Raw genomic sequence first — 24375 nt, 5'->3', positions numbered from 1 at the left:
GCCCGCATGAACCGCCGACTGGACAATGACCGCACCATCCGTGCGCCCCGCGGCAGCGACATCAGCGCCAAGAGCTGGCTGACGGAAGCGCCGCTGCGCATGCTCATGAACAACCTCGATCCTGATGTCGCGGAGCGCCCGAGCGAGCTCGTGGTCTATGGCGGCATCGGCCGCGCCGCGCGCGACTGGGAGAGCTTTGACCGGATCGTTGCGGCCTTGCGCAAGCTCGAAGCCGACCAGACGCTGCTGGTCCAGTCCGGGAAGCCGGTCGGCGTGTTCCGCACCCATGCCGATGCGCCGCGCGTGCTGATCGCGAACTCCAACATCGTGCCGCATTGGGCAACGCTCGACCATTTCAACGAGCTCGATCGCCAGGGCCTGATGATGTACGGCCAGATGACCGCGGGGTCCTGGATCTATATCGGCAGCCAGGGCATCGTGCAGGGCACCTACGAGACCTTCGTCGAGGTCGGCCGGCGCCATTATGGCGGCAGCCTTGCCGGCAAATGGATTCTCACCGCTGGCCTCGGTGGCATGGGCGGTGCGCAGCCGCTGGCCGCGACCATGGCCGGCGCTTCGATGCTCGCGGTGGAATGCCAGCCGAGCCGCATCGAGATGCGGCTGCGCACCGGCTATCTCGATCGCCAGGCCGCAACGCTCGACGAGGCGCTGGCGATCATGGCAGAGGCCGCCAAGACGAAGAAGGCGATCTCGGTCGGCCTGCTCGGCAATGCCGCGGAGATCTTCCCGGAGCTGGTGCGCCGCGGCGTCAAGCCCGACATCGTCACCGACCAGACCAGCGCGCATGATCCGATCAACGGGTATTTGCCGAAGGGCTGGACGCTCGCCGAGTGGGAAGCCAAGCGCGGCTCCGATCCGAAGGGGGTCGAGCGTGCATCGAAGACGTCGATGGTCGAGCATGTCCAGGCGATGCTGGATTTCCATGCGCAGGGCATTCCGACGCTCGATTACGGCAACAACATCCGCCAGATGGCGCAGGACATGGGCCTGAAGAACGCCTTCGATTTCCCCGGCTTCGTTCCCGCCTATATCCGTCCCTTGTTCTGCCGCGGTGTCGGGCCGTTCCGCTGGGCCGCGCTCTCGGGCGATCCCGAGGACATCTTCAAGACCGACGCCAAGGTGAAGGAGCTGATGCCCGACGACAAGCATCTGCACAATTGGCTCGACATGGCCAAGGAGCGCATCAAGTTCCAGGGTCTGCCGGCTCGGATCTGCTGGGTTGGCCTCGGTGACCGCCATCGCCTCGGCCTTGCCTTCAACGAGATGGTGGCACGCGGCGAGCTCAAGGCGCCGATCGTGATCGGCCGCGATCATCTCGACAGCGGCTCGGTGGCAAGCCCCAACCGCGAGACCGAAGCGATGAAGGACGGCTCGGACGCGGTGTCCGACTGGCCTCTGCTGAACGCGCTGCTCAATTGCGCCAGTGGCGCGACCTGGGTGTCGCTGCATCATGGCGGCGGCGTCGGCATCGGCTATTCCCAGCATGCCGGCATGGTGATCGTGGCCGACGGCACGCCGGAAGCGGCCAAGCGGATCGAGCGCGTGCTCTGGAACGATCCCGCCACCGGCGTCATGCGCCATGCCGACGCGGGTTACGAGACCGCGATCGACTGCGCCCGTGACAAGGGGCTCGATCTGCCGAGCCTTGCGAAGTAGCTAGCCGCGGGCTCGATCAACCTCTCCCGCTTGCGGGGGAGGTCGGCGCGGAGCGCCGGGTGGGGGCTCTCTCCAATCAGGGAGTCTCTCTGCGGAGGCACCCCCACCCCAGCCCTCCCCCGCAAGCGGGAGAGGGAGCGCACCTGCTTCGGGGCAGCGTCGCCGATTCAGCCGCTGACCAAGAGCTTCGGCATCGTCGTCTTCGCGCCATCCATGAAGGTCTGGACGGCGTCCCGGACGATGGCGTCGAGATCGGGCGGGATCGGCGTCTCGTAGATGAATTTTCGGATGGCGAGATAGAAGATGCGGCCGTGCAGGCCCCAGAACAGCTCGGTCTCGCGCTCACCCAATGAGTGAGCTTTCGAGTCGGGCAGTTTGAGCTCGTGGCGCAGTTCGGCCGCCGCCGGTTCGATGATCTCGCGGCGGACGATGTCGAGATAGCGGCTGGTGATGCCGAATGACTTCATGCCGGAGAACACGAAGATCCGTACCCAATTGTATTCGAACACGCGTTCGACATAGTCGAGATAAAAGCGTGTGAGCCTTGCTTCGAGTGACAACGAACGGTCGCGGATCATCGGTCCCCAATCGGGCGACCAGCGGCTGAGATAGACCTCCTGGTAGACTCGCTCGATCAGCGCTTCCTTGCTCGGGAAGTGGCGGTAGATCGCCGAATGCGTGATGCCCATGCGCTTGGCGAGCTCGCGGGTCTGACCCTCGAAGCCGCGCTCGGCGAAGAAGCGGATGGCCTCGTCCACGATCGCGCGCTCGCGGTCGGCCGCGCGCATGTTGCGACGCTTTGGCGCGGACTTGCTGCCTGTCTCGGTCCGCTTGCGGACCGGTCGCCTCAAAGTTTTCTGCGCTCTTCGGGCCATCTCGTCGCTGAATCAACGTAACCCTGTCTTCATAACCCAAGGTGCTTTTGTGACCAAATGGTCATTTCCTGTTGACCGATCTCGGGAGCCGTGTCAGGATTTTGAGACCAGATGGTTACAAATCTGGCATCCCGGCTGATGAGCCGATGGATATCGAGGAAACGGCAGTGAAGGCGCGGGCTTTCAGCTATTTTCGGGCTGCGACGATCGACCAGGCGCTGGATGCTCACGCACGCGCCGGGGACGATGCGCGTTTCATCGCCGGCGGCCAGAGCCTGGTGCCGGCGCTGTCGCTGCGGCTGCAGGCGCCGCGGCTGCTGATCGACATTACGCATATCGACGAACTGTGCGGCGTCAGGCGTGAAGGTGACAGCTTGCGCATCGGTGCGCTGACGCGCCACTGCGAAATGCTGAGCGAGCCGCTGATCGCCGAGTTCGCGCCGCTGCTGCACGCTGCGGCACCGTTCGTCGCCCATCCCGCGATCCGCAACCGCGGCACGCTCGGCGGCAGCGTCGCACTGGCCGACCCCGCCTCCGAATTTCCGGCGATGACCTTGGCGCTGGATGCCGAGATCGAGATCGCCGGGCCGTCATGCCGGCGGCGCGTCAAGGCCGACGACTTCTTCATCGACCTGTTCGAGACGGCGCTACAGCCCGGCGAGCTGATCACGGCAATTTACGTTCCGCTGTTCAGGGCGGATCAGCGATTTGCGTTCGACGAATTGGCGCGGCGGCGCGGGGACTATGCGCTGGTCGGTTGCGGCATCCTTGCGACCTGCACCGGGGAGCGCATTGACGACATCCGCATCTCCTTCTTCTCCGTCGGTAACACGCCGACACGGGTCAAAGGGGCGGAAACAATTTTGATCGGCGCGAGCCTGGATGCGGCACGCATCGCTGCCGCGCAAGGCGCGCTCGAAGGCGATCTCGCGCCGCCCGAGAGCGACGAGGTGCCGCCGGCGATGCGGTTGCATCTCGCCCGCGTGCTGCTTGGCCGCCTGCTCGGACGTCTCGGTGAGGGAGCATGAGCGGCTTCGACGACAGCCTGCTGAACGAGGTGGACGAGACGGTGCGGGTTCGCCTCATTGTCAACGGCCGCAAGGTCGCCTGCGAGGTCGCGCCGCGCGACATGCTGGTCGATTGCCTGCGCGACAGGCTCGAGCTGACGGGCACGCATGCCGGCTGCGAGATGGGCGCTTGCGGTGCCTGCCTGGTGCAGCTCGACGGCCGCGCCGTGCATTCCTGCCTGATGTTTGCGGTGCAGGCTGATGGCGGCAGGATCGACACGATCGAGGGGCTCAGCGAGAGCGGCCTGCTCGCCGATCTCCAGGCCGAATTCCACCGTCGCAATGCGCTGCAATGTGGCTTCTGCACCTCGGGCATGCTGATCAACGCTCACGAGCTGCTCTCGCAGAGTGCGCAGCCGAGCCGCGAGGAGATCCGCGACGCGCTGTCGGGCAATTACTGCCGCTGCACCGGCTATGAAGCGATCGTCGATGCCATCGACGCGGTGGCCAAAGCGCGCAATACGGGCGGAGGCGCAGCATGAGCGCGCCGCTGACTTCGCTCGATCGGCCCAACTCCTATATCGGCCGTTCCGTGCCGCGGCCGAACGCCAAGCGGCTGTTGGCCGGGCGGGGACGTTATGTCAGCGACCTCCGTCTGCCGCGTATGCTCTTCGCCGCGTTCCTGCGTAGCCCGCATGCGCATGCGAAGATCGTCGCGATCAAGACCGAGCAGGCGCGTGCAATCGAAGGCGTGCATCTCGTCGCCACCGGCGCCGATCTCGCCAGGATCTGCACGCCCTGGACTGGCACGCTCGATCATTTCAAGGGCATGACCTCCGCACCGCAATTGCCGCTGCCGCTCGATCGCGTGGTCTGGGCCGGACAGGCGGTGGTCGCCGTCGTTGCCGAGAGCCGGACGATCGCCGAAGATGCGCTGGAGCTGATCGAGGTCGACTACGAGGACCTTCCCGTCGTCGTCGACATCGACGGCGCACGCGAGGCCGGCGGTCCGCTGGTCAATCCCGGCAGCGCCAACAACACCTGCTTCCGCAGCCAGCTCGACAACGGCGCTGTCGATGACGCCTTTGCGCATGCGGCCCATGTGGTGGAGGAGGAGTTCTCCTTCGGCCGCCATACCGCAGTGACGCTGGAGCCGCGTGCCATCGTTGCGGATTACGATCCGTCCGCGGGCACGCTCACCGTGCATCACGGCACGCAGACGCCGTACCAGTTCCAGGATCTCTACTCCCGCCACTACGGCATCCCGGAGGCGGGCGTCCGCGTCATCGCGACGGACATCGGCGGCTCCTTCGGGATGAAGCTGCATGTCTATCACGAGGACATGGCGGTGGTCGGTCTCTCGATCCTGCTCGGCCGTCCCGTGAAGTACGTTGCCGATCGCATGGAGTCCTTCGTCTCCGACATCCACGCGCGCGACCACCGCGTCCGCGCCCGCATGGCGCTCGATGCCAGGGGCGAGATCCTGGCGATGGACGTGCTGGATCTGACCGCGATCGGCGCGTTCTCGACCTATCCGCGCACCAGCGTGGTCGAGGGCAACCAGGTCATTCGCCTGATCGGCGCGCCCTATCGCTTCAAGAATTACCGCGCCACGCTGGAGGTGATCTTCCAGAACAAGGTGCAGACCAGCCAGTATCGCGCCGTCGGCCATCCCATCGCCTGCGCCGTCACGGAGCGGCTGGTCGATATGGCAGCAAGCAAGATCGGCCTCGATCCCTTCGCCATCCGTGCGCGGAACGTCATCCCCGATAATGCCTATCCGCAGACCTCACCGACCGGCTACCGCTTCGAGGCGCTGTCGCATCAGGCGTGCCTGAAGCGCCTGCACGAGATGATGGACTACGACGGCTTGCGGGCCAAGCAGGCGGATTTGCGCAAGCGCGGCGTCTATCGCGGCATCGGCATCGCCGCCTTTGTCGAGATCACGAACCCCAGCCCGGCGTTCTATGGCGTCGGCGGCGCGCGCATCTCCTCGCAGGACGGCGCCACTCTCAGCCTGACGCCGTCGGGCGAGGTCCGCTGCCTGATCTCGGTCACCGAGCAGGGGCAGGGCACCGAGGCGATCATCAGCCAGATCGTGGCCGACCAGCTCGGCCTTGCCCAGGAGCACGTCAAGGTCATCACCGGGGATACCGAGGTGACGCCGCATGGCGGGGCGACCTGGGCCTGCCGCGGCGCCGGCATCGGCGGCGAGACCGCGCTGCAGGCGACGCGCGCGCTCAAGCGCAACATCCTGGAGATCGCCGCGCTGATCCTCCAGGAGCAACCGTCGGCGCTCGACATCGTCGATGGCGAAATCGTCGACGCAGGCACGCGGAACCAACGGATGCCGATCTCCGAGATCGCACGCATTGCCTATTTCCGTTCCGATACGCTGCCGCCGGGCACGCAGGCGCAGCTCACGGTGAGCCATCATTTCGCGCCGCAGGGCTATCCCTTTGCCTTCACCAACGGCATCCAGGGCTGCTCGCTGGAGGTCGATGTCGAGACCGGTTTCATCAAGCTCCTGAAGCATTTTATCGTCGAGGATTGCGGACGCGTCATCAATCCGATGCTGGTCGACGAACAGCTCCGCGGCGGCATCGTGCAGGGGCTGGGTGCTGCGCTGTTCGAGGAATGCCGCTACAGCGACACCGGTCAGCTCATGAACGGCTCGCTCGCCGATTACCTCGTGCCGATGCCGATGGAGATGCCCGATATCGTCATCGCCCACGTCGAGACGCCGACCGCCGACACCGAGCTCGGCGCCAAGGGGGTCGGCGAGGCCGGCACGGCGGCGGCGTCGGCTTGCGTGCTCAATGCGGTCAACGACGCGCTCGCGCCGTTTGGTGCCACGATCAATTCGATCCCGATCACGCCTGCCAAAGTCCTGAAAGCCCTGAAGCGTTTCTAGAAAAAAGACAATTGGAGGAAATCATGCCCAAATCCGGTTCGACGTCGAAGATAACTCGCCGTACCGCACTCGCCGGCCTCTCGGCCGGCGCGGCGCTACTTGCCATGCCCCGGCTCGGCCGCGCCGTGGACGAGACGATCCGCATCGGCTTTCCGACGCCGCTGACCGGCCCGTTCGCGGCGGAAGCGCGCGATCAGGTCAAATGCGCCGAGCTCGCGGTGAAGCTCGTCAACGACAAGGGCGGCATCGGCGGCCGCAAGGTCGAGCTGCTGGTGCGCGACGACAAGCTCAACGCCGGTGAGGCCGCGACGCGTACGCTCGAGCTGATCGAGAAGGACAAGGTTCATGCCGTGGTCGGCGCGCTCTCCAGCGCCGTGCAGCTCGCGGTCAACGAGGTTACCCGCGCCCGCGGCGTGATCTACGTCTCGATCAGCCAGTCGGACACCATCAACGAAGCCAAGGATTTCAGCAAATACACCTTCCATGAAGCGCTGAACCCACACATGACGACAGCCGCGGTGGCGCGGCAGACGCTGAAGAAGGGTATGAAAGTCGCCCATCTCGTCGCCGATTATGCGTATGGCCATGAGATGCTGCGCGGCTTCAAGCGCGCGCAGGCGGCGATCGGTGCGGACAATGTCGGCGAGATCCTGCATCCGTTCGGTGCTGCCGACTATTCGACCTTCATGCCGCGCCTGATGTCGATGCGGCCGGACGTGCTCTGCATCTCCAATTTCGGCCGCGACCAGGCCAATGCGATCAAGCAGGCCGTGGATTTCGGCGTCAAGCAGCAGATGAAGATCGTCGTCCCCGTCATCCTGCACAACCAGCGCCTCGCGGTCGGCCCCGACGTGTTCGAGGGCGTCGTCGGCGGCGCCAACTACTATTGGGGCCTGGAGACGCAGAGCAAGTCGGCGGCCGCCTTCAATGCCGCGTTCAAGGCTGCCAATGGCGGCGCGATCCCGACCGACTACGGCGCCTATGGCTATTCCGGCGTCGGATCGTTGCTGGCTGCGATGCAGGCCGCCGGCGGCACCGACACCGATAAGGTGGTCGATGCGCTGGAGAAGCTGCAATATGATCTGACCAAGGGGCCGCAGCATTACCGCAAATGCGACCATCAGTCGGTTCAGTCGGTGCTGGTGCTGGAGTCCAAGAAGAAGTCCGCCATGGCGGGCGACAACGATCTGTTCGCCATTCTCGCCAACGACACCGGCTCGGACGACATGCTGCGCAGCTGCAGCGAGCTCGGCCACGCCACCTGAAGCCTGTGACGATGGACCTGTCGCTGATCATCATGCAGCTTCTCTCCGGGATCGCCCTTGGGGCGGTCCTGGTGATCACTGCGCTTGGACTGACGATCGTGTTCGGCATGCTCGGGGTGGTCAATTTCGCCCATGGCGCGCTGTTCATGATCGGGGCCTATGCCGGGCTGTATCTGGCCTCGCTCACCGGAAGCTTCTGGTGGGGGCTGCTGCTCGCGCCCATCCTGATCGGCGCCTTCGGCATGCTGATCGAGTTCGTGCTGATCCGCAGGCTGTATGGACGCTCGATCGACGATCCGCTGCTGCTCACCTTCGGCCTCAGCTACGTCCTGGTCGAGGGCGTGCGCATCGTGTTCGGCAGCGACGGCATTCCGTTTCCGACCCCGCCGCAGCTGATCGGCGTGCTCGATCTCGGCATCGGCTTCTTCCCGCGCTACCGCCTGTTCGTCATCGCGCTGGTGGCGGTGGTGCTGCTGGCGCTCTGGCTGACGCTGGAGAAGACCCGTGTCGGCCTGATCGTGCGCGCAGGTGCGCGCGATCCCACCATCATGCAGGTGCTCGGTGTCGACATCGGCCGGGTGTGGCTCGCGATCTTCGGGCTCGGCGTCGGTCTCGCCGCGCTGGGTGGCGTGCTCGCCGGGCCCATGCGCAGCGTCAATCCGGAGATGGGCTCGCTGGTGCTGGCCGAAGCCTTTGTCGTCACCGTGATTGGCGGTCTCGGCTCGATCGTCGGCGCGGTCGTGGCCGGCCTCATGGTCGGCATTTCCATCAGCCTGGTGGCGCTGTTCGCGCCTGAAATGGCGACTATCGTCATGTTCGCGCTGATGGCGGTGGTGCTGCTGATCCGTCCGCAAGGCCTGTTCGGCGTGAGAGGGAGGACGGCGTGACGCACCCTTCGAGCGGCGAGGCTCTCGCCAAGGCCGCGCCGAGCGGGCTCGGCCGGCTTCTCGACCACCGCGTGCTGCTTTCCATCGCCGTGCTGGCGATATTGCCCTGGCTGCTGCCGTCCAAGGCGCTGGCCGTCAACGTCCTGATCTACGGCGTCGTGGTGATGGGCTACAATCTGCTGTTCGGCTACACCGGGCTGTTGTCGTTCGGGCAGGCCGCGTTCTTCGGGGCGGGTGCATACTTTACCGGCATTGCGATCGGCCGCTATGGCGTGCCGTGGTTTGCCGCGGTCGCGCTCGCCGTGGGTCTCAGCACCTGCCTGGCGGCCCTGATCGGCATTGTCTCGACGCGCACCCGCGGCATCTATTTCTCCATGGTGACGCTCGCTTTGGCGCAGCTCGTCTACTACGTCGCGCTCCAGGCGTCCTCCTTCACCGGCGGCGAGAACGGCCTGCGCGGCTTCACCGTCGACCGCATCAGCCTGTTCGGCCTCCAGGTCAATTTCCTCGACCCCATCAACAAATATTACGTGCTGATGGCCTTCGCGGCGCTGGCGATGTGGTTCCAGTCGCGCATCCTGAACTCGCCGTTCGGGGCCGTCATCGAGGCGATCCGCGAGAACGAGCAGCGCGCGCGGGCCTGCGGCTACGACGTAGAGCGCAGCAAGCTGGTCGTGTTCATGCTGTCGGGCGCGATCTCCTCGCTCGGCGGTTGCATGCTGGCGCTGCATCTGTCGATCGTGCCGCTCGACATCCTGCACTACCAGACCTCGGGCATGATCGTGATGATGGTGCTGCTCGGCGGCGCCCGCAGCTTTTTCGGACCCTTCGTCGGCGCGGCGAGCTTCCTGATCCTGGAGGATGTCATCTCGCTCTGGACGCCGCATTGGCAGATCTTCGTCGGCGCGATCTTCGTGCTGTTCGTGCTGTTCCTGCCCAAGGGCATCTGGGGCACGCTGCTGGATGCCCTTCGCATCGGAAAGGCGCGGCGATGAGCGGCGAACTGCTTCGCGCCGAGGGAATCGGCAAGCGCTTCGGCGGCTTTGTCGCGCTCGAGGATATTACCTTGTCCTTTGCGGCGGGGCAGCTCACCTCGATCATCGGGCCGAACGGTGCCGGCAAGAGCACGTTCTTCAACATCCTCTCAGGTGCACTGACGCCGACCTCCGGCAAGCTGCATTTCCGGGGGCGTGAGCTGAACGGCCTGCCGCAGCACCGCTTCGTGCACCAGGGCATTTCACGGTCCTACCAGATCACCAACATCTTTCCGGACCTGTCGGTGCACGAGAACGTCCGCGTCGCGGCCCAGGCGCTGGCCGTGAGCTATGACATCTGGCGGAATCGCGCGCGGCTGACCGAATTGCATGCGCGTGCCGATGCGGCACTCGACGCGGTGGGGCTTCTCGGCAGGCGAAGCGAATTTGCAAAGTTCCTCTCGCACGGCCAGCAGCGCGCGCTGGAGATCGCGATCGGGCTGGTCTCCGAGCCCGAGTTGCTGCTGCTCGACGAGCCGACCGCCGGCATGGGTCCCGAAGAGACCAAGGACATGGTCGCGCTGCTGGAACGGCTCGCCGACAAGCGCACGGTACTGCTGGTGGAGCACAAGATGAAGATGGTGCTGGGCCTGTCCAAGCGCGTCGTGGTGCTGCACCACGGCCGCCTGCTCGCGGACGGCGCGCCGGACGAGATCAGGAGCAATCCGGAAGTCCGCCGGGTCTATCTCGGACAGAGTGAAGGTTATGGCTGAGACAGCGCTGCTCGAAATCGAAGATCTCCACGCCTGGTATGGCGCGAGCCACATCCTCCACGGCATTTCGCTGCACGTGAAGGAGGGCGAGGTGGTTGCCCTCGTCGGTCGCAACGGCGCCGGCAAGACCACGACCTTGCGAACCATGATGGGCCTGATGCCGAAGGCGACCGGCCGCGTGCGCTTTGCTGGCATGGAGCTCCTGCCGTTGCGCGCCCATCAGCGCTTCCACCTTGGCCTCGCTTACGTGCCCGAGGAGCGGCGCATCGTTCCCGGGCTGTCGGTGCGCGAGAACCTCCGGCTCGGTCTCGTCGCGGCCGGCAGCGGCATCGAGGAGCGGGCCGCGATCGACGAAATCGCCGCGACCTTTCCGCGCCTGAAGGAGCGCCTCGAGCAGGAGGGCGTGACGCTCTCCGGTGGAGAGCAGCAGATGCTGGCGATCGCGCGCGCACTGATCGGCAAGCCCAAGATGATCCTGCTCGATGAACCCTCGGAGGGCATCATGCCCGTCCTCGTCGAGGAGATGGGCGTGCTGTTCCGCCGCCTGCGTGACGAGGGCAAGACGCTGCTGTTGGTCGAGCAGAACGTCGAATGGGCGCTGCGGCTGGCCGACCGCGCCGTGATCATCGACCAGGGCGAGGTCGTGCACGAGAGCAGCGCTGCGGCGCTGCTCGCGGACAAGGACATCCAGGAACGCTACTGCGCGGTCTGACGTTTAGCCCGCTAGGCCACGACCTTGGCGCCGTCGAGGCGCTGGCGTTCGTTCGCGAGATAGTCGCCGATCGCATCGGCTGACATGGGTCTTGCGAAATAATAGCCCTGGATGAAGTCGCAGCCGAGCCGGCGCAGGGTGTCGAGCTGGGCGCGGGTCTCGACGCCCTCGACGACGCAGGCGATCTCCATGTCGTCGCAGAGGCCCGTCAAAGACTTGATGATCTTGTGACTGACCGGGTTCTCGTTGATGTCGGCGACGAAGCTGCGGTCGACCTTGATCTTGTCGAGCGGCAGCCGGTGCACGTGGCTCAACGAGGAATAGCCGGTGCCGAAATCGTCCAGCGAGATGCCGCAGCCCATCGCCTTCAGCGTCGAGATGGACTGCTGCGCGCGCACGAAATCGAAGGTGACGGCGGTCTCGGTGATCTCGAAGTCGATCCGACGCGGCGACAGGCCGCTCTTCTCGATGATGGAGATCAGCGGCAGGATGCCTTCGGCGGCACAGACGTCGTGAGCGGACAGGTTGAACGACAGGCGGATGTCGTCGGGCCAGGTCTTGGCCGTCGCGAGCGCCCGCGCCAGCAGCGTCTGCGTCAGTGGGCGGATCAGGCCGATGCGCTCGGCCGCCGGAATGAAGTCGGCGGGGGAAACCCAGCCGAGACGGGGGCTGTGCCAGCGCGCCAGCGTCTCGAAACCCGCAGCGTGCTCGCTCATGGCATCGACGATCGGCTGGAACACCAGCTCCATCTCGGCGCCAAAATCGGAGGTGCGCAGCAAATTCTCGATCACGCCGCGGCTGCGGATCTCGGCCTCGAGCTCGCCCGAGAAGATCACGGTGCGTCCGCGCAGTTGGCGCTTGGCATGATAGAGCGAATAGTCGGCGCATTCATAGAGAGCTTCCGATGTCGTCGCGGAGTCCGGAAACAGCGCAAATCCGATCGAGCAGGACAGGCCGGTGTGGGCGGTGTCGAGCTGGTAAGGCAGCTTGACCTGCCCGCCGATACGTTCGCCGAGCCGTGCCAGATCGGCATCGTCGGGATCGCCGCAGACGACGAGGCCAAACTCGTCGCCGCCGAGCCGGGCGAATTCCACGCGTTGCGGGCCGAAGCCCTCGCAGACCTCGCGGATGCGGCGGCCCGCCTCGATCAGGACGCGGTCGCCGACGCTGTGGCCGTAATTGTCGTTGATCGGCTTGAAGCCGTCGAGGTCGATGATGCCGACCGCGACGCGAACGTTTCTGCGCTCGGCGTCGGCAAAGGCGCTCGACAGTTCGGCGAAGAAGCGGCGGCGGTTCGGCAGCTCGGTGAGGGAATCGAGATTGGCGAGGCGGAAGTTCTCGTCCGAGAGTGCCTGGGTCGCCGCCTGCTGTGCCAGCAGCGACTTGCGGCTGGCGACGAGATCGGCGAAGTCCCGGTAGTAGATGGTCAGCACCGTCACCATCGCGCCGGTGACCAGCAAATTGTTGACGGCCATCGCCTCCAGCGTCGGCTCGCCCGTGGCGAAGTAGAACACGACGTAGGGCACGTCGACGACGAGAGTCACGATCAGCGCGGCCGAACGCAGATGCATCAGCGAGAAAATGCAGCCGATCACGGTCACCGCCATGTAGAAGGCCACCTGGCTCTTGGCAAAGGGATCGCCATAGGGATAGAGGGCGAACGACCAGACGGTGAAGCCCGCCGCGATCGGTGCCGCGATCCAGTTGGTGAGACGCAGATTGCGCAGGATGTCGGCGTCGCTGCGGACGACGTGGCGCTGCCGCAGCCACCAGAAGGTCCGATAGCCCGCCACCGCGATCAATACGCCGGGCACGATCATGCTGAGTGAGGCCGGCGCCAGCGGCACATAGGTATATGCGACCGCGATCGTGTTGGTGATCAGGATGAAGTAGAGCAGCGGGATCTGCTTGGAGAAGGCGTCGAACTGCGCGCGCGTCAGCTCGGGATTGTCGGCCGGCACGCGAAACAGCCGCATTGCGGCGGCGAAGTAAGACTTCAAATCGGCAACAGGCATTGAAATACGAGCCCCGGATCCTGAAAACGCCGGCGATCTTGCATAGCGTGGGTAAAGGGCCCGTTAGATCGGGTCCTGCGCGAAAGACCAGCGCAGGTTGCGCGCTACCGCTGCATTTCCGGACGCGTGCAATGGTGAGGCTGTGTTAACGATACGGGGCTGCGGCAGCAGGCGTATCGCGGCGAAGTCCTGCAAAAACCGCCGTTACGCTCTGCTAACCATGCGCTTCGCCGCAACGTCTTGCCTCGAAGGATGGACACGGAGAGACCCTCCCAAATGCGATTGCGCTGCCCAGCGGGGGAGCCAAGGTCCTGGCGGAGAAGGGCTACCACTATCAGTACCTGTTCGTGCGCAACGCCAAGCACGTCGATCGGTCGACGATCGCACAGACGCTGCCGTCGGCGCTCGAGTGGATCTGGAAGGGCTATCCATCCCCTGAGCGAGGAGCAGCCCAAAGCGCGATGAGATTAGGTCTTTGGTTTATTGTTTGAGCATGATCTTCTCGGAAAACCGCTGCACACTTTTCCGGATCATGCTCTAGCGTCCGATCGTGACCCCTGCGGTCGAGCGCATCGCATCCCGGAGGCTCCGCGCGTTCATGTCGTCGAGGACTTCTCGCGTCAGCACGGTGGTCTGCCCGGGCGTGTTGAGGAGGGTCTCGCCGCGCGATGAGGAGAGCCGGTCGGCCTTGTAGGGCGCGGCGGGATCGGTGGCGGGCGTGTGGTGAGGCCGTTTGCCGGACGCCGCAAAGGCTCCTTGCGAGACGCAGAGGGCGGCGATCACGATCAGTCGCAACAGCTTCGCAGGCATGTGATCTCCCATGTCCCGGAAACCTCAGCCTAGCACGGCGTGACGACGCTTGCAGCGGAAAGGATCAGGCCAGAGCGGCCTGGCGTTCCCGCACCGGTTCGCGAACCCGGTCGAGCTTCCCTGGCTCGGCGAGCCGGGTGAAGCTGCGATGGCTCGCCTGCGCGGGGGCCTCGACGATGACGCCTTCGCAGACGATCTGTCCGCCGAGCATCTTGAATTCCAGCTTGTCGTAGCGCGGCATCGTCTCGCCGGGCGCAGGCGGCAGCAGCCCAACGCTGCCCTGGATGTTCAGCGTGGCTTCGCCGGTGCCGTGAAGGCGGGGATTCCACATCCTGATTCCGGTTTCCGCCCAGCGCTGCCGGATCAGCGCGGTGCGATCGGCAGGTTCCGTGGCCTTCGCGCGAAGTTTCGGCGCACTGCGAATCTCTTCACGTGGAGCCGCGAGAGCCGGAGCCGGCTCATCATGCGTGACCACGAGGGCGTCGGCGGAAGAGTCCTCCGCGGCGACAGGGGCAGGATCGCTTGCGACCGGCTCGGTTGCCACCGCAGTGCCGGAGGCGGAATCGCTGTCGATCTTGTCTTCAGCGACAGGCTCCGCCGGGACGTCGCGATCGGCAAGCGTGACATGGGTATCGTCTAGAACAGGCTCGACATCCACGACGGCAACGGTGGAGGGATCGTCGGCAACGACGAGCGCGGGGGCGTCAACCGAAGCGACATCAACCGGAGCGACATCAACCGAAGCGACCTGGAGATTGGACGAAGTCTCCTCGGCCACATCAGGCTCAACGCCTGCCGCGAACTCGGGAGGTGGATCGCTGCTGATGACGGGCTCGGCCGCTTTGGCCGGCTCGTCCTCGACGTCGATGGCCCCGACCGCTTCAATGGCGTCGGACTCGGGCTTCGTCGAAAGCTCCACAGGCGGATCATTGGCGATGACGGGTTCAGGAACATCGACTGGTTTGGGACCGTCGACCGTCTCGCCGGCGGCCTCGTCCGCGACCAAAACCTCTGCGACCAAGACCGGCTCGAATTCTGTCGGAGCCTGCTGCAGGGAATCGTCGCTGCCGGCGACATCGGCCGCTGCTTCCGCGATGACAGGGTGGGCGCTGCCGTTCTCGGCGACCGCGGCGTCGCTGCGCAGCGGATCAGTGCCGATGCCGGTGTCGAGAGCCGGAAGAGCTTCAGCGTTGTCGGCAACGATGACAGGCTGTTCGGCGACCACCGCCGCACCGTCGATGCTGCCGCCATGCGGCAAGGGCCGAAGCCGGGTGAACGCCCATTTCACCGCGGGGATGCGGCGCAGCAACGATATCAGTCTCGAAAGCACTGGGAGTTGTCCAAGAGGTACTCGGCGTGAGGCAATCGCTGATTCGCCAGCAATGTGAAAAACTGCCCCGGCCGTCACACCCCTGTCAATGTAGACGGGACCAATTGCAGAACATCCACGCATCCCGCGCGCGGGCGGCTGCATGATGTGTCAGGCATCATCGAGAAAGTGCGGTTGTCATCAGGCCGCCGTGCACCGGCTGCCAATGTGATCGCTTCCACAGAGCTGCGGCGCCGATCACGGATACGCTTCCTTCGAAAGCGAAGGAGAGAAGACGTGATCCGCAAGATATATCCGGCTGCGGTCCTCGCCGCATTGATCTGCGCACCTGCCTTGGCAAATGATCTCACGCCAAAGATCGCCGCTCATTTGATCCCGCCGAATGCGGAAATCCACATTTCCTGGACCAGCCCCGCATCCGACCCGCAGGGCCGCTCGATCGAGGTGGCCTGCGGCGAGGTCACGGTCCGCAATCCCAGAGGCTTCGACACCATGACGTTCGCCTATGTCATCGGCGACGACAAGCTTTGGCTGGCCAGGGAAATCGGATGGATGAAGGAACCGGAGCCACAGGGGATCCGCAGCGTGATGAGATATTGCCCCGGCCGTTGATCGACGCCGGTCGGCCTGCGGGAGGGGACGGTGATCCCCTCCGGGATTTTTCGATCTTCGGCTACTTGCCGGCGCCGGCGCTGCCGCCGCCCGCGCTGCCTCCGGCCTGGCTGCCCATGTTATTCGTGTTGGTGCCGCCCGCCGATGGCTGCTGCGCGCCCTTGCTGTCGCTGGCCTCGTTCTGCATGTTCGACGACTTGCCGGTCGTCATTCCCTTGGTCGCGGGGCCGCGCGAGGAGGGGCCGACGTCGCCCTGACCGGAGGCGCCTGGAGCGGGTTGTGTCTGCGCGAAGGCACCACCAGCCGCGAGCGCCATGATGCACGCCGATGCCAAGATGATCTTTTTCATGGGATTCTCCTTGACGTTACATCCCCATACAATCCGCCCGCGCCAACGCCGTTCCTGCCGATTTGACGCCACCGCTTCAACTCTCTGCGGCCGAATGTCGGGGTTCCCGTCGCCATCGCCAGAGGTTATTCAGGATCGTCATTGTTTGTTGGGGGACGACGCATGAGGAAGATTGTCACCATCGGAGCGGTTATGCTCTGGTCCACCATCGCGTTCGCGCAGGAGCGCACCATCACCGTGGCCTCGACCACCTCGACGGAACAGTCGGGCCTGTTCGGCCATCTGCTGCCGTTGTTCGAGAAGGCCGAGGGCATCAGCGTGAGGGTTGTTGCCGTCGGCACCGGCCAGGCGCTGGATATCGGGCGGCGCGGCGATGCCGACGTGGTGTTCGTCCACGACCGGGCTGCCGAGGACAAGTTCATGTCCGAAGGGCAGGGCGTGAAGCGCTTCGACGTCATGTACAACGACTTCGTTGTCGTCGGGCCCAAGAGCGATCCCGCAAAGATCGCCGGAGGCAAGGATGTCACCGATGCGCTGCGCAAGGTCGCGGCAGCGAAGGCACAGTTCATCTCGCGCGGCGACAAGTCCGGCACGCACGCGGCCGAGCTCCGGCTGTGGAAGGAGGCGGGCGTCGACATCAGTGCCGGCAAGGACAGCTGGTATCGTGAGATCGGCCAGGGCATGGGCCCGGCGCTGAACATGGCGTCGTCGTCGAACGCTTATGTTCTGTCGGACCGCGGCACCTGGCTGTCCTTCAAGAATCGCGGCGAGCTCGCCATCCTGACCGAGGGCGACAAGCGGCTGTTCAACCAGTACGGCGTCATGCTGGTCGATCCGGCAAAGCATGCGAACGTGAAGGCGAAGGATGGGCAAGCCTTCATCGACTGGCTGGTCTCGCCGAAGGGGCAGCAGGCGATCGCCGGCTACAAGGTGGGCGGTGAGCAGCTATTTTTCCCCAACGCGTCCCACTAGCAGGAAGGCGACGGTCGACACCGCGACGCTGAGCGCGAGCAGGATCAGTCCGAGTCCGAGTGCCAGCGGCAGGTCGCCCTTGCTGGTCTCCAGCGCGATCGCGGTCGTCATCGTGCGCGTGAAGCCGCGGATGTTGCCGCCGACGATGATGATGGCGCCGACCTCGGCGATGGCGCGCCCGAAGGCGGCGAGAAAGGCCGTCAGCAGCGAGGTCCGGCCGAGCGCGAACAGCAGCGCCATGCAGCGGAAGACCGACAGCCCGTCGATCCGTGCGAGGTCGCCATATTCCGCCCACAGCAGGCTCGCAGGCCGGTGCACCAGCGCCACCACGATCGGGGTGGCGAGCAGCGTCTGCGCGATCACCATGGCGGCCGGCGTGAACAACAGTCCGGCCACCCCGAGCGGGCCGGACCGCGAGAGCAGAAGATAGAGCGCGAGCCCGACCACGACCGGCGGAAGGCCGAGCAGCGCGTTGGTCAGCACGATGATCACCTGCCGCCCGCGGAAACGCGTGATCGCGAGCAAGGCCCCGATCGGCGCGCCGATCAGCAGGGCAAGGATGCTCGCGGTCAGGCTGACGCGCACCGACAATGCGACGATGCCGAGCAGCTCGGCGTCGGCTTCGCCGATCAGCGAGAGCGCCGCGCCAATGGATCGTGCGAAGTCGTTCATCCGGCCTGACGCTGTTGCGCCGGCAGCAGATCGAGCACCAGTTCGGAGGGACGGCAGAGCCTGACGCCCTTCGGCGTCACGACAATCGGCCTGTTGATCAGGATCGGATGCGCCATCATCGTATCGAGCAGCTGATCGTCGGTCAGCGCGGGGTTGGCGAGCCCGAGCTCCGCATAGGGGGCAGCCTTCTCGCGGACTGCCTCGCGCACCGAAATTCCCATGCGTGCGATGAGCTGCTGCAGCAGGGCTCGCGATGGCGGTGTCTTCAGATACTCGACCACATGCGGCTCGATGCCGGCGTTCCGGATCGTCGCCAGCGTCGTGCGCGACGTGCCGCATTCGGGATTGTGGTAGATGATCACGTCCATTCGAAAGTCCCCGGGGCTCTGCAGCGGTTCGGCTGCTCTCATGGACCCCCGCGTATTCTCACCGTGGCGAGCCGGCAACAGGCCTCCTGCCGACTAGATCACGATTCACTGCGGAATTTCCAGAAGGATCGGCGTGGCTGGCCCGAACCGGAAGCGGCGAACCGCTCCCGACCCTGTCGGAAGCGGTTCATCGAGCGAGGTATCCGGGATCGGCTCGGCCGCCCGCGGTTGCAGCCTCAGCGTTTGACGGTGGCCGACGCCGAAATCCTGGGGGCAGCGTCGATGCTCTGCTGCCAATAGCGTTCGATCTGGTCGATCAAGGCAGGCGGCAGCGGGACGTAGTTGAGCGTCTGGGCCTCGGACTTTCCGTTTTCCAGCGACCAGCGGACGAAATCGATGGCGGCTGCCGATCGTTCCGGTGATTTCGGCGCCTTCGGCATCAGCACGAAGGTCGTCGCTGTGATCGGGTAGGCGTCGTCACCGGGCGCGTTGGTGAGCACGAGATGGAAATCCTTTTCCGCCTTCCAGTCCGCGCTTGATGCGGCCGCCTGGAAAGATGCGGCGTCGGGCACGACGTAATTGCCGGCGCTGTTCTGCACGATTCCGAAGGAAATCCGGTCGAGACGTTGCAGCGCGTAAGTGTATTCGAGATAGCCGATCGCGCCGGGAATGAGACCGACGAGCGAGGCGACACCATCATTGCCCCGGCCGCCGAGGCCAAGCGGCCACTCGACGGAGGTGCCTTCGCCCACGCTGGCTTTCCACTGCGGGCTGACCTTCGCGAGGTAGTTCGACCAGTTGAACGTCGTGCCGGAGCCGTCGATGCGATGGACCACCGTGATCGCAGCGTTCGGCAATCTGACGTCGGGGTTGATCTCGGCGATCGCGGGATCGTTCCAGGATTTGAGCCTGCCGAGATAGATGTCGGCGAGCACTTGCCCGGTAAAGCGGATCTGGCCGGGCTTGACGCCGTCGATATTGACCACGGGGACGACGCCTCCGATCACGATCGGGAATTGCATCAGGCCGAGCCTGTCCAACTCCCTGGGGTCGAGCGGCATGTCGCTGGCGCCGAAATCGACGGCTTCTTTCTTGATCAGGCCGAGGCCGATGCCGGAGCCGACGGCTTGATAGCTGACGACGTTTCCGGTCTTGGCCTTGTACGCGTCGGTCCATCTCGCCATCACGGGGGAAACGAAGGTTGAGCCGGCGCCTTTGGTTTCGGCTGCCATGCCTTGTGTGGCGACGAGCAGAGCGGTGAGGATGATTGATAGCCCGATGTGGTTCTTCATTTGCGCGACGCTAACAGGTGGGGCACGAAGCCGATGTGTTCGATCTCACAATTGCGTCGCGAGGCATTCGCGGCGGCCATTGCGCGCCGACTACACCACGCCGTCAGCTCCGCCGCGTCGTCCGATTGAGGGAGATCGCTGGCCCGGCCGGGCAGGGACGCAATTTGAGGCAAATTGCGCGCCAGGCGGCCAAATCGTGCCCTTTCGCGACCGGCAGCGGCTTTATTCCCGCCATGGATGCTTTAAGGAAGGGGCAGGATCAGGGTCGCAGGCGCCCGCCGGCGGTGCTAGAGCCTGATGCAGGAACAATGGGCCGGCCGGGATTGGCTCGCCCGCAAGGATGAAGGATACGAGGCAATGATCCAGACGGTTGGCATCATCGGGGCAGGCACCATGGGGAATGGTATCGCGCAGGTCTGCGCGGCGGCCGGGCTCTCGGTCGTGATGGTCGACATTTCCGATGCGGCGGTGAACCGCGGGCTGTCGACCGTCGGCGGCAGCCTCGAGCGTCTGGTCAAGAAGGAGAAGATGTCGGCGGCCGATCGCGAGGCGGCGCTCAAGCGCATCACCGGCACCACCGACCGGGCGAAGCTTGCCAATTGCGATCTCGTTATCGAGGCCGCAACCGAGAACGAGGAGCTCAAGGTCAAGATCCTGAAGGATCTCTGCGCGACGTTGTCGCCGCGCACGCTGCTTGCGACCAACACCTCGTCGATCTCGATCACGAAGCTCGCTGCGGCGACCGATCGTCCCGACCGCTTCATCGGCATGCACTTCTTCAACCCGGTGCCGGTGATGGCGCTGCTGGAGCTGATCCGCGGCCTGCAGACCTCCGACGACACCCACGCCAAGGCCCTCGATTTCGCCAAGCGCGTCGGCAAGGTGGCGATCACCGCCAAGAACAGCCCGGGCTTTGCCGTCAATCGCATCCTGTGCCCGATGATCAACGAGGCGATCTTCGCGCTCCAGGAGGGAATCGCGACGGCGGAAGAGATCGACGCCGGCATGAAGCTCGGTTGCAACCATCCGATCGGGCCGCTGGCTCTAGCCGATCTGGTCGGGCTCGACACCATGCTTTCGGTGATGGAGGTCTTTTACAAGGGCTTCAACGATCCTAAATACAGGCCGGCGCCGCTGCTCAAAGAGATGGTCGATGCAGGCCATCTCGGCCGCAAGACCGGGCAGGGCTTCTACATCTATAGCGCCTGATCCTCGCAATTTGTGCTGCGACAAAGACGGACGTCGCGAATTGCGCCAGCATGGATGCGGGCGTTCCCTTCTCCCCTTGTGGGAGAAGGTGGCGCGAAGCGCCGGATGAGGGGTTGTTGCCGTAGACTCACTCGCTGAGGAGCACGCGGAGGCAGACCCCTCACCCGTCTCGCCGCTGTGCGGCGAGCCACCCTCTCCCACAGGGGGAGAGGGAAAGACGAAACGGACGAAGCAAAGATGTCGGATCGACTGAAGGCCGAGCGCGAGGCGGCGGCCGCGCGGCGGAACCTGTTGACCCAGGATGCGATCGAGCGCACCGGGATTACCGAAGAGATGATCGGGGAACTCGTCACCCGCTTCTATGGGCGCGTGCGCGAAGATGCACGGCTGGGGCCGGTGTTCGGGATCGTGCAGAATTGGGACGAGCATCTCGCCAAGCTCAGGGATTTCTGGTCCTCGGTCGTGCTGATGAGCGGCCGCTATCACGGCTCGCCGATGCGGGCGCATTTGCCGCTGAGCCTGGTGGGCGATCATTTCGACCGCTGGCTCGATCTGTTCGAGCAGACCGCGCGCGAGGTCTGCCCGCCGCCGGCGGCTGCACTCTTCATCGACAAGGCGCGCCGCATCGCCGACAGTTTTGAGATGGCATCGGCCACCGTCGCCGGTTCTATCGCCGCGCCGCGCCACGTGCTCAGGTCCTGACGACGACCCGGCTGCCTGCAAAACATGCAGGGGGCGTCGCGCTGCGTTTGCGCAGCGCGACGAATAGCGCGCCGCACCAATACCAACATCATCGGTCTGATCTGCAAAATCATCATGCCGCTCGCGCGGCGCGACGTTGAAATTGTGAAAACGCGCTTGAATGCGTTCATCGTCGCTCAATCAACGCGAGCAAAGCCATATTGATGCACTGCGGTGCCAATTCTTCGCCTTGTTTTCGGCAGAGTTCCAGCGCCTGCTTGTGGACATGTCCCGCGCATCCCTGACCGCCAATTCCACATCGTCCGAAAACTCCGGGGAGCCCGAAGCCGACGCTTGCGCCGACCAAACGCGGCGCACGGTCCTGCTCGGTGCGCTCGCCACCACCGCTTGCCTCGGTTGTTCCGGGCACGCGCGCGCAGATGAGGATCCGCCCGGCTCCGACGAACGGCCCCAGAAAGGCGATGTGCTCGTCTTCTCCGAAGGCGACAAGGAGGGAAAGCTGATCACCGCGGCCGACCTGCCGGCCGGCGGACCGCCGGTGCATGCCTGGCCGAAGGATCCCAAGACATCGGTGGTGCGCAGCGCCTCCCGGCTCAACGAGATCCTGATCATCAAGCTCGATCCCGCCGAGCTCGACGAGAAGACGGCCGCGCGTGCCGTCGACGGCATCATCGCCTATTCGGCGATCTGCTCGCATGCCGGTTGTCCCGTGACCGCCTGGGTGAAGAGCGATGTCGGCGACAAGGAGGTGTTCAAGTGCATGTGTCACAACTCCGAATACGATCCTCGTGCGGGCGCACAGGTCGTGTTCGGCCCGGCGCCGCGACGGCTCGCGGCGCTGCCGGTGGCGCTCGCTGACGGCTCGCTCAGCGTCGCCGGAAATTTCATCGGAAAGGTAGGTGGCGCGCAGCCAGGATGATGAACGGTGCGGGCCCGCGCCCGCGTCACGAGAGGCCGTATCCGCCGTTGGGCGGACGGCGGGACGAACGACAAGAATTCAACACAAGAATTCAAACGGATGAAAAGGGGAACGTCCATGACCAGGAAGCAATGGTACCTGTCCGGCTTCGTCGCCTTCACCTGCCTCGCTTCGACCGCCGCCGTGTCAGGTCCGATCGAGAATTACGCGCCGGTCACAGCGCAGCGGCTGGAAAATCCAGAGCCAAGCAACTGGATGCTCTATCGGCGCACCTATGACGGGCACGGCTATAGCCCGCTCGATCAGATCAACACCTCCAACGTGAAGAACCTCACGCCGGTCTGGACCTTTGCCACCGGCGTCGTCGAAGGTCACGAGGCGCCGCCGATCGTCAACAACGGCGTGATGTTCGTGGCGACCCCGATGGGGCAGGTGATCGCGCTCAACGCCAAGACCGGCGACGAATACTGGCGCTACAAGCGGCAGCTCCCCGACGATCTGTTCCAGCTGCACCCGACCAGCCGCGGCGTCGGCCTCTGGGAGGACAAGCTCTACCTCGCCACCACGGACGACCATGTCGTCGCGCTCGATGCCAAGACCGGCAAGGTGGTGTGGGACACCAAGGTGCAGGACTACAAGAAGGGCCAGTACATGACCCTGATGCCGCTGATCGTCGACGGCAAGGTCATTGTCGGCGGCTCCGGCGGCGAGTTCGGCGTGCGCGGCTATATCGCGGCCTATGATGCCAAGGACGGCAAGGAGCTGTGGCGGACCTTCACCATTCCAGGCGAAGGCGAGCCGGGCCATGACACCTGGCAGGGCGACGACTGGAAGAACGGCGGCGGCTCGGCCTGGATGACCGGCAATTACGACAAGGAGACCAAGACGATCTATTGGGGCGTCGGCAACGCCGCGCCATGGCCCGGCGAGACCCATCCCGGCGACAATCTCTACACCTCCTCGGTACTTGCGCTGGATCCGAGCACCGGCAAGATCAAGACCTATCACCAGTACCACCAGAACGATTCCTGGGACTGGGACGAGGTCGATGCGCCGATGCTGATCGACCTGCAGCGCGATGGCCGCAACATCAAGAGCCTGGTCCATCCGGGCCGCGACGCGATCTTCTGGGTGCTCGAGCGCACGCCGACCAAGATCAACTATGTCGCCGGCTGGCCGTTCGTCTCGACCGACGTCTGGAAGGGCATCGAGCCCGAGAGCGGCAAGCCGATCGTCGACCCCGCGCACAAGCCGGTGATCGGCAAGCGCGTCGAGTTCTGTCCGTCGCTGTGGGGCGGCAAGGACTGGCCGTCGGCGGCCTACAGCCAGAAGACCGGCCTCGTCTACGTGCCCGCCAACGAGAACTTCTGCGGCGGGTTCACCGGCGAGAAAGTCGCGCTCAAGCCGGGCGAGCTCTGGCTCGGCACCAAGCCGGAAGACATCGGCCTGAAGACGAAGCCGGGCGCGGATCATTTCGGCGAGCTGCAGGCCTGGGATCCCACCACGGGCAAGAAGGTGTGGCAACACAACTTCCCGAAGTCGCAGCTGTTCGGCTCGGTGACGGCGACCGCGGGCGATCTCATCTTCGTCGGCGGCACCAATGACCGCAACTTCCGAGCCTTCAACGCCAAGACCGGCGAGCTCCTGTGGGAGCAGAAGACCAACTCCGGCATCATGGGCATGCCGGTGTCCTATGAGATCGACGGCACCCAATACATCGCGATCCAGTCGGGATGGGGCGTCGACGCGCAACGCATCCAGGACGCGCTGGTGACCAACAACATCGGCATCGAAGCCAATGTGCCGCAAGGCGGCGTCATCTGGGTGTTTGCGCTGAAGAAGTAGCTCCGCGGCGGATCGAAAGAAGCGGAGCAGCAGGGGGGTGGCGAATGCGGCGGACGGCGACGTCCGCCGCATTTTTGCGTGTATGATGACGCGCGCTTGCCGCACACGATCGTCATGCCCGGGCTTGTCCCGGGCATCCACGTTCTCTGTGCCGCGGTAAAGATCGTGGATGGCCGGGACAAGCCCGGCCATAATG

General features: G+C 64.9%; 23 protein-coding genes. 15 read left to right on the top strand and 8 right to left on the bottom strand.

Annotated features, from left to right (window positions below; genetic code table 11):
- Positions 1-6 precede the first annotated feature (6 nt).
- Positions 7-1677 carry a urocanate hydratase gene (gene hutU / locus XH81_RS02160; protein WP_028142732.1) on the top strand — a complete coding sequence of 557 codons (1671 nt, stop codon included), beginning with the start codon at positions 7-9 and terminating at the stop codon, positions 1675-1677.
- Between the two features lie 167 nt (positions 1678-1844).
- Here the strand turns inward: hutU and XH81_RS02155 are convergent, their stop codons facing one another.
- The gene (locus tag XH81_RS02155; protein WP_028142731.1) at positions 1845-2465 is read right to left on the bottom strand and encodes a TetR/AcrR family transcriptional regulator; all 621 of its coding nucleotides are present in this window, start codon (positions 2463-2465) and stop codon (positions 1845-1847) included.
- 254 nt (positions 2466-2719) lie between these two features.
- Between XH81_RS02155 and XH81_RS02150 the strand changes: the two genes are divergently transcribed.
- From XH81_RS02150 to XH81_RS02115, 8 genes are read left to right on the top strand one after another with little or no spacing between them, the layout of a single operon-like run.
- Entirely contained in the window at positions 2720-3580 is an 861-nt protein-coding gene (locus XH81_RS02150; RefSeq protein WP_028142730.1) for an FAD binding domain-containing protein, read from the top strand.
- Positions 3577-4101 carry a (2Fe-2S)-binding protein gene (locus tag XH81_RS02145; protein ID WP_028142729.1) on the top strand — a complete coding sequence of 175 codons (525 nt, stop codon included), beginning with the start codon at positions 3577-3579 and terminating at the stop codon, positions 4099-4101. The genes XH81_RS02150 and XH81_RS02145 overlap by 4 nt, the downstream gene beginning before the upstream one ends.
- On the top strand, positions 4098-6473 hold the full coding sequence (locus XH81_RS02140) for a xanthine dehydrogenase family protein molybdopterin-binding subunit (protein ID WP_271595656.1): 2376 nt from the start codon (positions 4098-4100) through the stop codon (positions 6471-6473). The genes XH81_RS02145 and XH81_RS02140 overlap by 4 nt, the downstream gene beginning before the upstream one ends.
- A gap of 23 nt (positions 6474-6496) precedes the next feature.
- Positions 6497-7738, top strand: a complete 1242-nt coding sequence (locus tag XH81_RS02135; protein WP_028142727.1) for an ABC transporter substrate-binding protein — start codon at positions 6497-6499, stop codon at positions 7736-7738.
- A gap of 11 nt (positions 7739-7749) precedes the next feature.
- The gene (locus tag XH81_RS02130; protein ID WP_028142726.1) at positions 7750-8625 is read left to right on the top strand and encodes a branched-chain amino acid ABC transporter permease; all 876 of its coding nucleotides are present in this window, start codon (positions 7750-7752) and stop codon (positions 8623-8625) included.
- Complete coding sequence (locus tag XH81_RS02125; protein ID WP_028142725.1) at positions 8622-9620, top strand: branched-chain amino acid ABC transporter permease; 999 nt, start codon at positions 8622-8624, stop codon at positions 9618-9620. Before XH81_RS02130 ends, XH81_RS02125 begins: the two co-directional genes overlap by 4 nt.
- A complete protein-coding gene (locus XH81_RS02120; RefSeq protein WP_028142724.1) occupies positions 9617-10372 on the top strand; it encodes an ABC transporter ATP-binding protein in 756 nt (251 codons plus the stop codon). Before XH81_RS02125 ends, XH81_RS02120 begins: the two co-directional genes overlap by 4 nt.
- On the top strand, positions 10365-11084 hold the full coding sequence (locus XH81_RS02115) for an ABC transporter ATP-binding protein (RefSeq protein WP_049801795.1): 720 nt from the start codon (positions 10365-10367) through the stop codon (positions 11082-11084). Before XH81_RS02120 ends, XH81_RS02115 begins: the two co-directional genes overlap by 8 nt.
- 11 nt (positions 11085-11095) lie before the next feature.
- Here the strand turns inward: XH81_RS02115 and XH81_RS02110 are convergent, their stop codons facing one another.
- From XH81_RS02110 to XH81_RS02100, 3 genes are all read right to left on the bottom strand, one after another.
- Entirely contained in the window at positions 11096-13099 is a 2004-nt protein-coding gene (locus tag XH81_RS02110; protein ID WP_028142722.1) for a putative bifunctional diguanylate cyclase/phosphodiesterase, read from the bottom strand.
- A gap of 537 nt (positions 13100-13636) precedes the next feature.
- Positions 13637-13909: a TonB-dependent receptor plug domain-containing protein gene (locus XH81_RS02105; protein WP_028142721.1), complete on the bottom strand. Its 273-nt coding sequence runs from the start codon at positions 13907-13909 to the stop codon at positions 13637-13639.
- A 64-nt stretch (positions 13910-13973) separates the two neighbouring features.
- On the bottom strand, positions 13974-15218 hold the full coding sequence (locus XH81_RS02100) for a hypothetical protein (RefSeq protein WP_028142720.1): 1245 nt from the start codon (positions 15216-15218) through the stop codon (positions 13974-13976).
- 168 nt (positions 15219-15386) lie between these two features.
- On the opposite strand from XH81_RS02100, the gene XH81_RS02095 reads away from it, so the two are divergent.
- Positions 15387-15851, top strand: a complete 465-nt coding sequence (locus XH81_RS02095; protein ID WP_131233118.1) for a hypothetical protein — start codon at positions 15387-15389, stop codon at positions 15849-15851.
- A 61-nt stretch (positions 15852-15912) separates the two neighbouring features.
- Here the strand turns inward: XH81_RS02095 and XH81_RS02090 are convergent, their stop codons facing one another.
- A complete protein-coding gene (locus XH81_RS02090) occupies positions 15913-16200 on the bottom strand; it encodes a hypothetical protein (protein WP_028142718.1) in 288 nt (95 codons plus the stop codon).
- A gap of 162 nt (positions 16201-16362) precedes the next feature.
- On the opposite strand from XH81_RS02090, the gene XH81_RS02085 reads away from it, so the two are divergent.
- A complete protein-coding gene (locus tag XH81_RS02085; protein WP_028142717.1) occupies positions 16363-17172 on the top strand; it encodes a substrate-binding domain-containing protein in 810 nt (269 codons plus the stop codon).
- Here XH81_RS02085 and XH81_RS02080 read toward each other — a convergent pair.
- The 3 genes from XH81_RS02080 to pstS all read right to left on the bottom strand — a co-directional run bounded on the left by XH81_RS02080 (position 17146) and on the right by pstS (position 19504).
- Entirely contained in the window at positions 17146-17844 is a 699-nt protein-coding gene (locus XH81_RS02080) for an ABC transporter permease (protein WP_028142716.1), read from the bottom strand. The two genes, XH81_RS02085 and XH81_RS02080, sit on opposite strands and share 27 nt — an antisense overlap.
- Positions 17841-18212 carry an arsenate reductase (glutaredoxin) gene (gene arsC, locus XH81_RS02075; protein ID WP_049801793.1) on the bottom strand — a complete coding sequence of 124 codons (372 nt, stop codon included), beginning with the start codon at positions 18210-18212 and terminating at the stop codon, positions 17841-17843. Before arsC ends, XH81_RS02080 begins: the two co-directional genes overlap by 4 nt.
- Positions 18213-18448: 236 nt before the next feature.
- The gene (pstS, locus tag XH81_RS02070) at positions 18449-19504 is read right to left on the bottom strand and encodes a phosphate ABC transporter substrate-binding protein PstS (protein WP_038973414.1); all 1056 of its coding nucleotides are present in this window, start codon (positions 19502-19504) and stop codon (positions 18449-18451) included.
- A gap of 297 nt (positions 19505-19801) precedes the next feature.
- Here pstS and XH81_RS02065 point away from each other — a divergent pair, with 297 nt between their 5' ends.
- The 4 genes from XH81_RS02065 to XH81_RS02050 all read left to right on the top strand — a co-directional run bounded on the left by XH81_RS02065 (position 19802) and on the right by XH81_RS02050 (position 24179).
- The gene (locus XH81_RS02065) at positions 19802-20713 is read left to right on the top strand and encodes a 3-hydroxybutyryl-CoA dehydrogenase (protein WP_131233117.1); all 912 of its coding nucleotides are present in this window, start codon (positions 19802-19804) and stop codon (positions 20711-20713) included.
- A 237-nt stretch (positions 20714-20950) separates the two neighbouring features.
- A complete protein-coding gene (locus XH81_RS02060; protein WP_038973413.1) occupies positions 20951-21415 on the top strand; it encodes a group III truncated hemoglobin in 465 nt (154 codons plus the stop codon).
- 265 nt (positions 21416-21680) lie between these two features.
- On the top strand, positions 21681-22334 hold the full coding sequence (locus XH81_RS02055; RefSeq protein ID WP_028142713.1) for a QcrA and Rieske domain-containing protein: 654 nt from the start codon (positions 21681-21683) through the stop codon (positions 22332-22334).
- A 117-nt stretch (positions 22335-22451) separates the two neighbouring features.
- The gene (locus tag XH81_RS02050) at positions 22452-24179 is read left to right on the top strand and encodes a methanol/ethanol family PQQ-dependent dehydrogenase (protein WP_028142712.1); all 1728 of its coding nucleotides are present in this window, start codon (positions 22452-22454) and stop codon (positions 24177-24179) included.
- Positions 24180-24375: the final 196 nt, after the last annotated feature.

Origin of the sequence: Bradyrhizobium sp. CCBAU 25360 (assembly GCF_028128695.1) — a bacterium.
In the GTDB taxonomy this organism is placed as follows: domain Bacteria; phylum Pseudomonadota; class Alphaproteobacteria; order Rhizobiales; family Xanthobacteraceae; genus Bradyrhizobium; species Bradyrhizobium ottawaense.
The sequence above is the reverse complement of the archived record's forward strand: the minus strand, read 5'-3'. Positions and strand labels throughout refer to the sequence as shown.

Coding starts and splice junctions, on each gene's coding strand:
- XH81_RS02080 (WP_028142716.1), bottom strand. CDS start 17,844: ATGAACGACTTCGCACGATCCATTGGCGCGGCGCTCTCGCTGATCGGC.
- XH81_RS02065 (WP_131233117.1), top strand. CDS start 19,802: ATGCAGGAACAATGGGCCGGCCGGGATTGGCTCGCCCGCAAGGATGAA.
- hutU (WP_028142732.1), top strand. CDS start 7: ATGAACCGCCGACTGGACAATGACCGCACCATCCGTGCGCCCCGCGGC.
- XH81_RS02085 (WP_028142717.1), top strand. CDS start 16,363: ATGAGGAAGATTGTCACCATCGGAGCGGTTATGCTCTGGTCCACCATC.
- XH81_RS02055 (WP_028142713.1), top strand. CDS start 21,681: ATGTCCCGCGCATCCCTGACCGCCAATTCCACATCGTCCGAAAACTCC.
- XH81_RS02120 (WP_028142724.1), top strand. CDS start 9,617: ATGAGCGGCGAACTGCTTCGCGCCGAGGGAATCGGCAAGCGCTTCGGC.
- XH81_RS02110 (WP_028142722.1), bottom strand. CDS start 13,099: ATGCCTGTTGCCGATTTGAAGTCTTACTTCGCCGCCGCAATGCGGCTG.
- XH81_RS02115 (WP_049801795.1), top strand. CDS start 10,365: ATGGCTGAGACAGCGCTGCTCGAAATCGAAGATCTCCACGCCTGGTAT.
- pstS (WP_038973414.1), bottom strand. CDS start 19,504: ATGAAGAACCACATCGGGCTATCAATCATCCTCACCGCTCTGCTCGTC.
- XH81_RS02050 (WP_028142712.1), top strand. CDS start 22,452: ATGACCAGGAAGCAATGGTACCTGTCCGGCTTCGTCGCCTTCACCTGC.
- XH81_RS02140 (WP_271595656.1), top strand. CDS start 4,098: ATGAGCGCGCCGCTGACTTCGCTCGATCGGCCCAACTCCTATATCGGC.
- XH81_RS02145 (WP_028142729.1), top strand. CDS start 3,577: ATGAGCGGCTTCGACGACAGCCTGCTGAACGAGGTGGACGAGACGGTG.
- XH81_RS02060 (WP_038973413.1), top strand. CDS start 20,951: ATGTCGGATCGACTGAAGGCCGAGCGCGAGGCGGCGGCCGCGCGGCGG.
- XH81_RS02135 (WP_028142727.1), top strand. CDS start 6,497: ATGCCCAAATCCGGTTCGACGTCGAAGATAACTCGCCGTACCGCACTC.
- XH81_RS02130 (WP_028142726.1), top strand. CDS start 7,750: ATGGACCTGTCGCTGATCATCATGCAGCTTCTCTCCGGGATCGCCCTT.
- arsC (WP_049801793.1), bottom strand. CDS start 18,212: ATGGACGTGATCATCTACCACAATCCCGAATGCGGCACGTCGCGCACG.
- XH81_RS02155 (WP_028142731.1), bottom strand. CDS start 2,465: ATGCGCGCGGCCGACCGCGAGCGCGCGATCGTGGACGAGGCCATCCGC.
- XH81_RS02090 (WP_028142718.1), bottom strand. CDS start 16,200: ATGAAAAAGATCATCTTGGCATCGGCGTGCATCATGGCGCTCGCGGCT.
- XH81_RS02105 (WP_028142721.1), bottom strand. CDS start 13,909: ATGCCTGCGAAGCTGTTGCGACTGATCGTGATCGCCGCCCTCTGCGTC.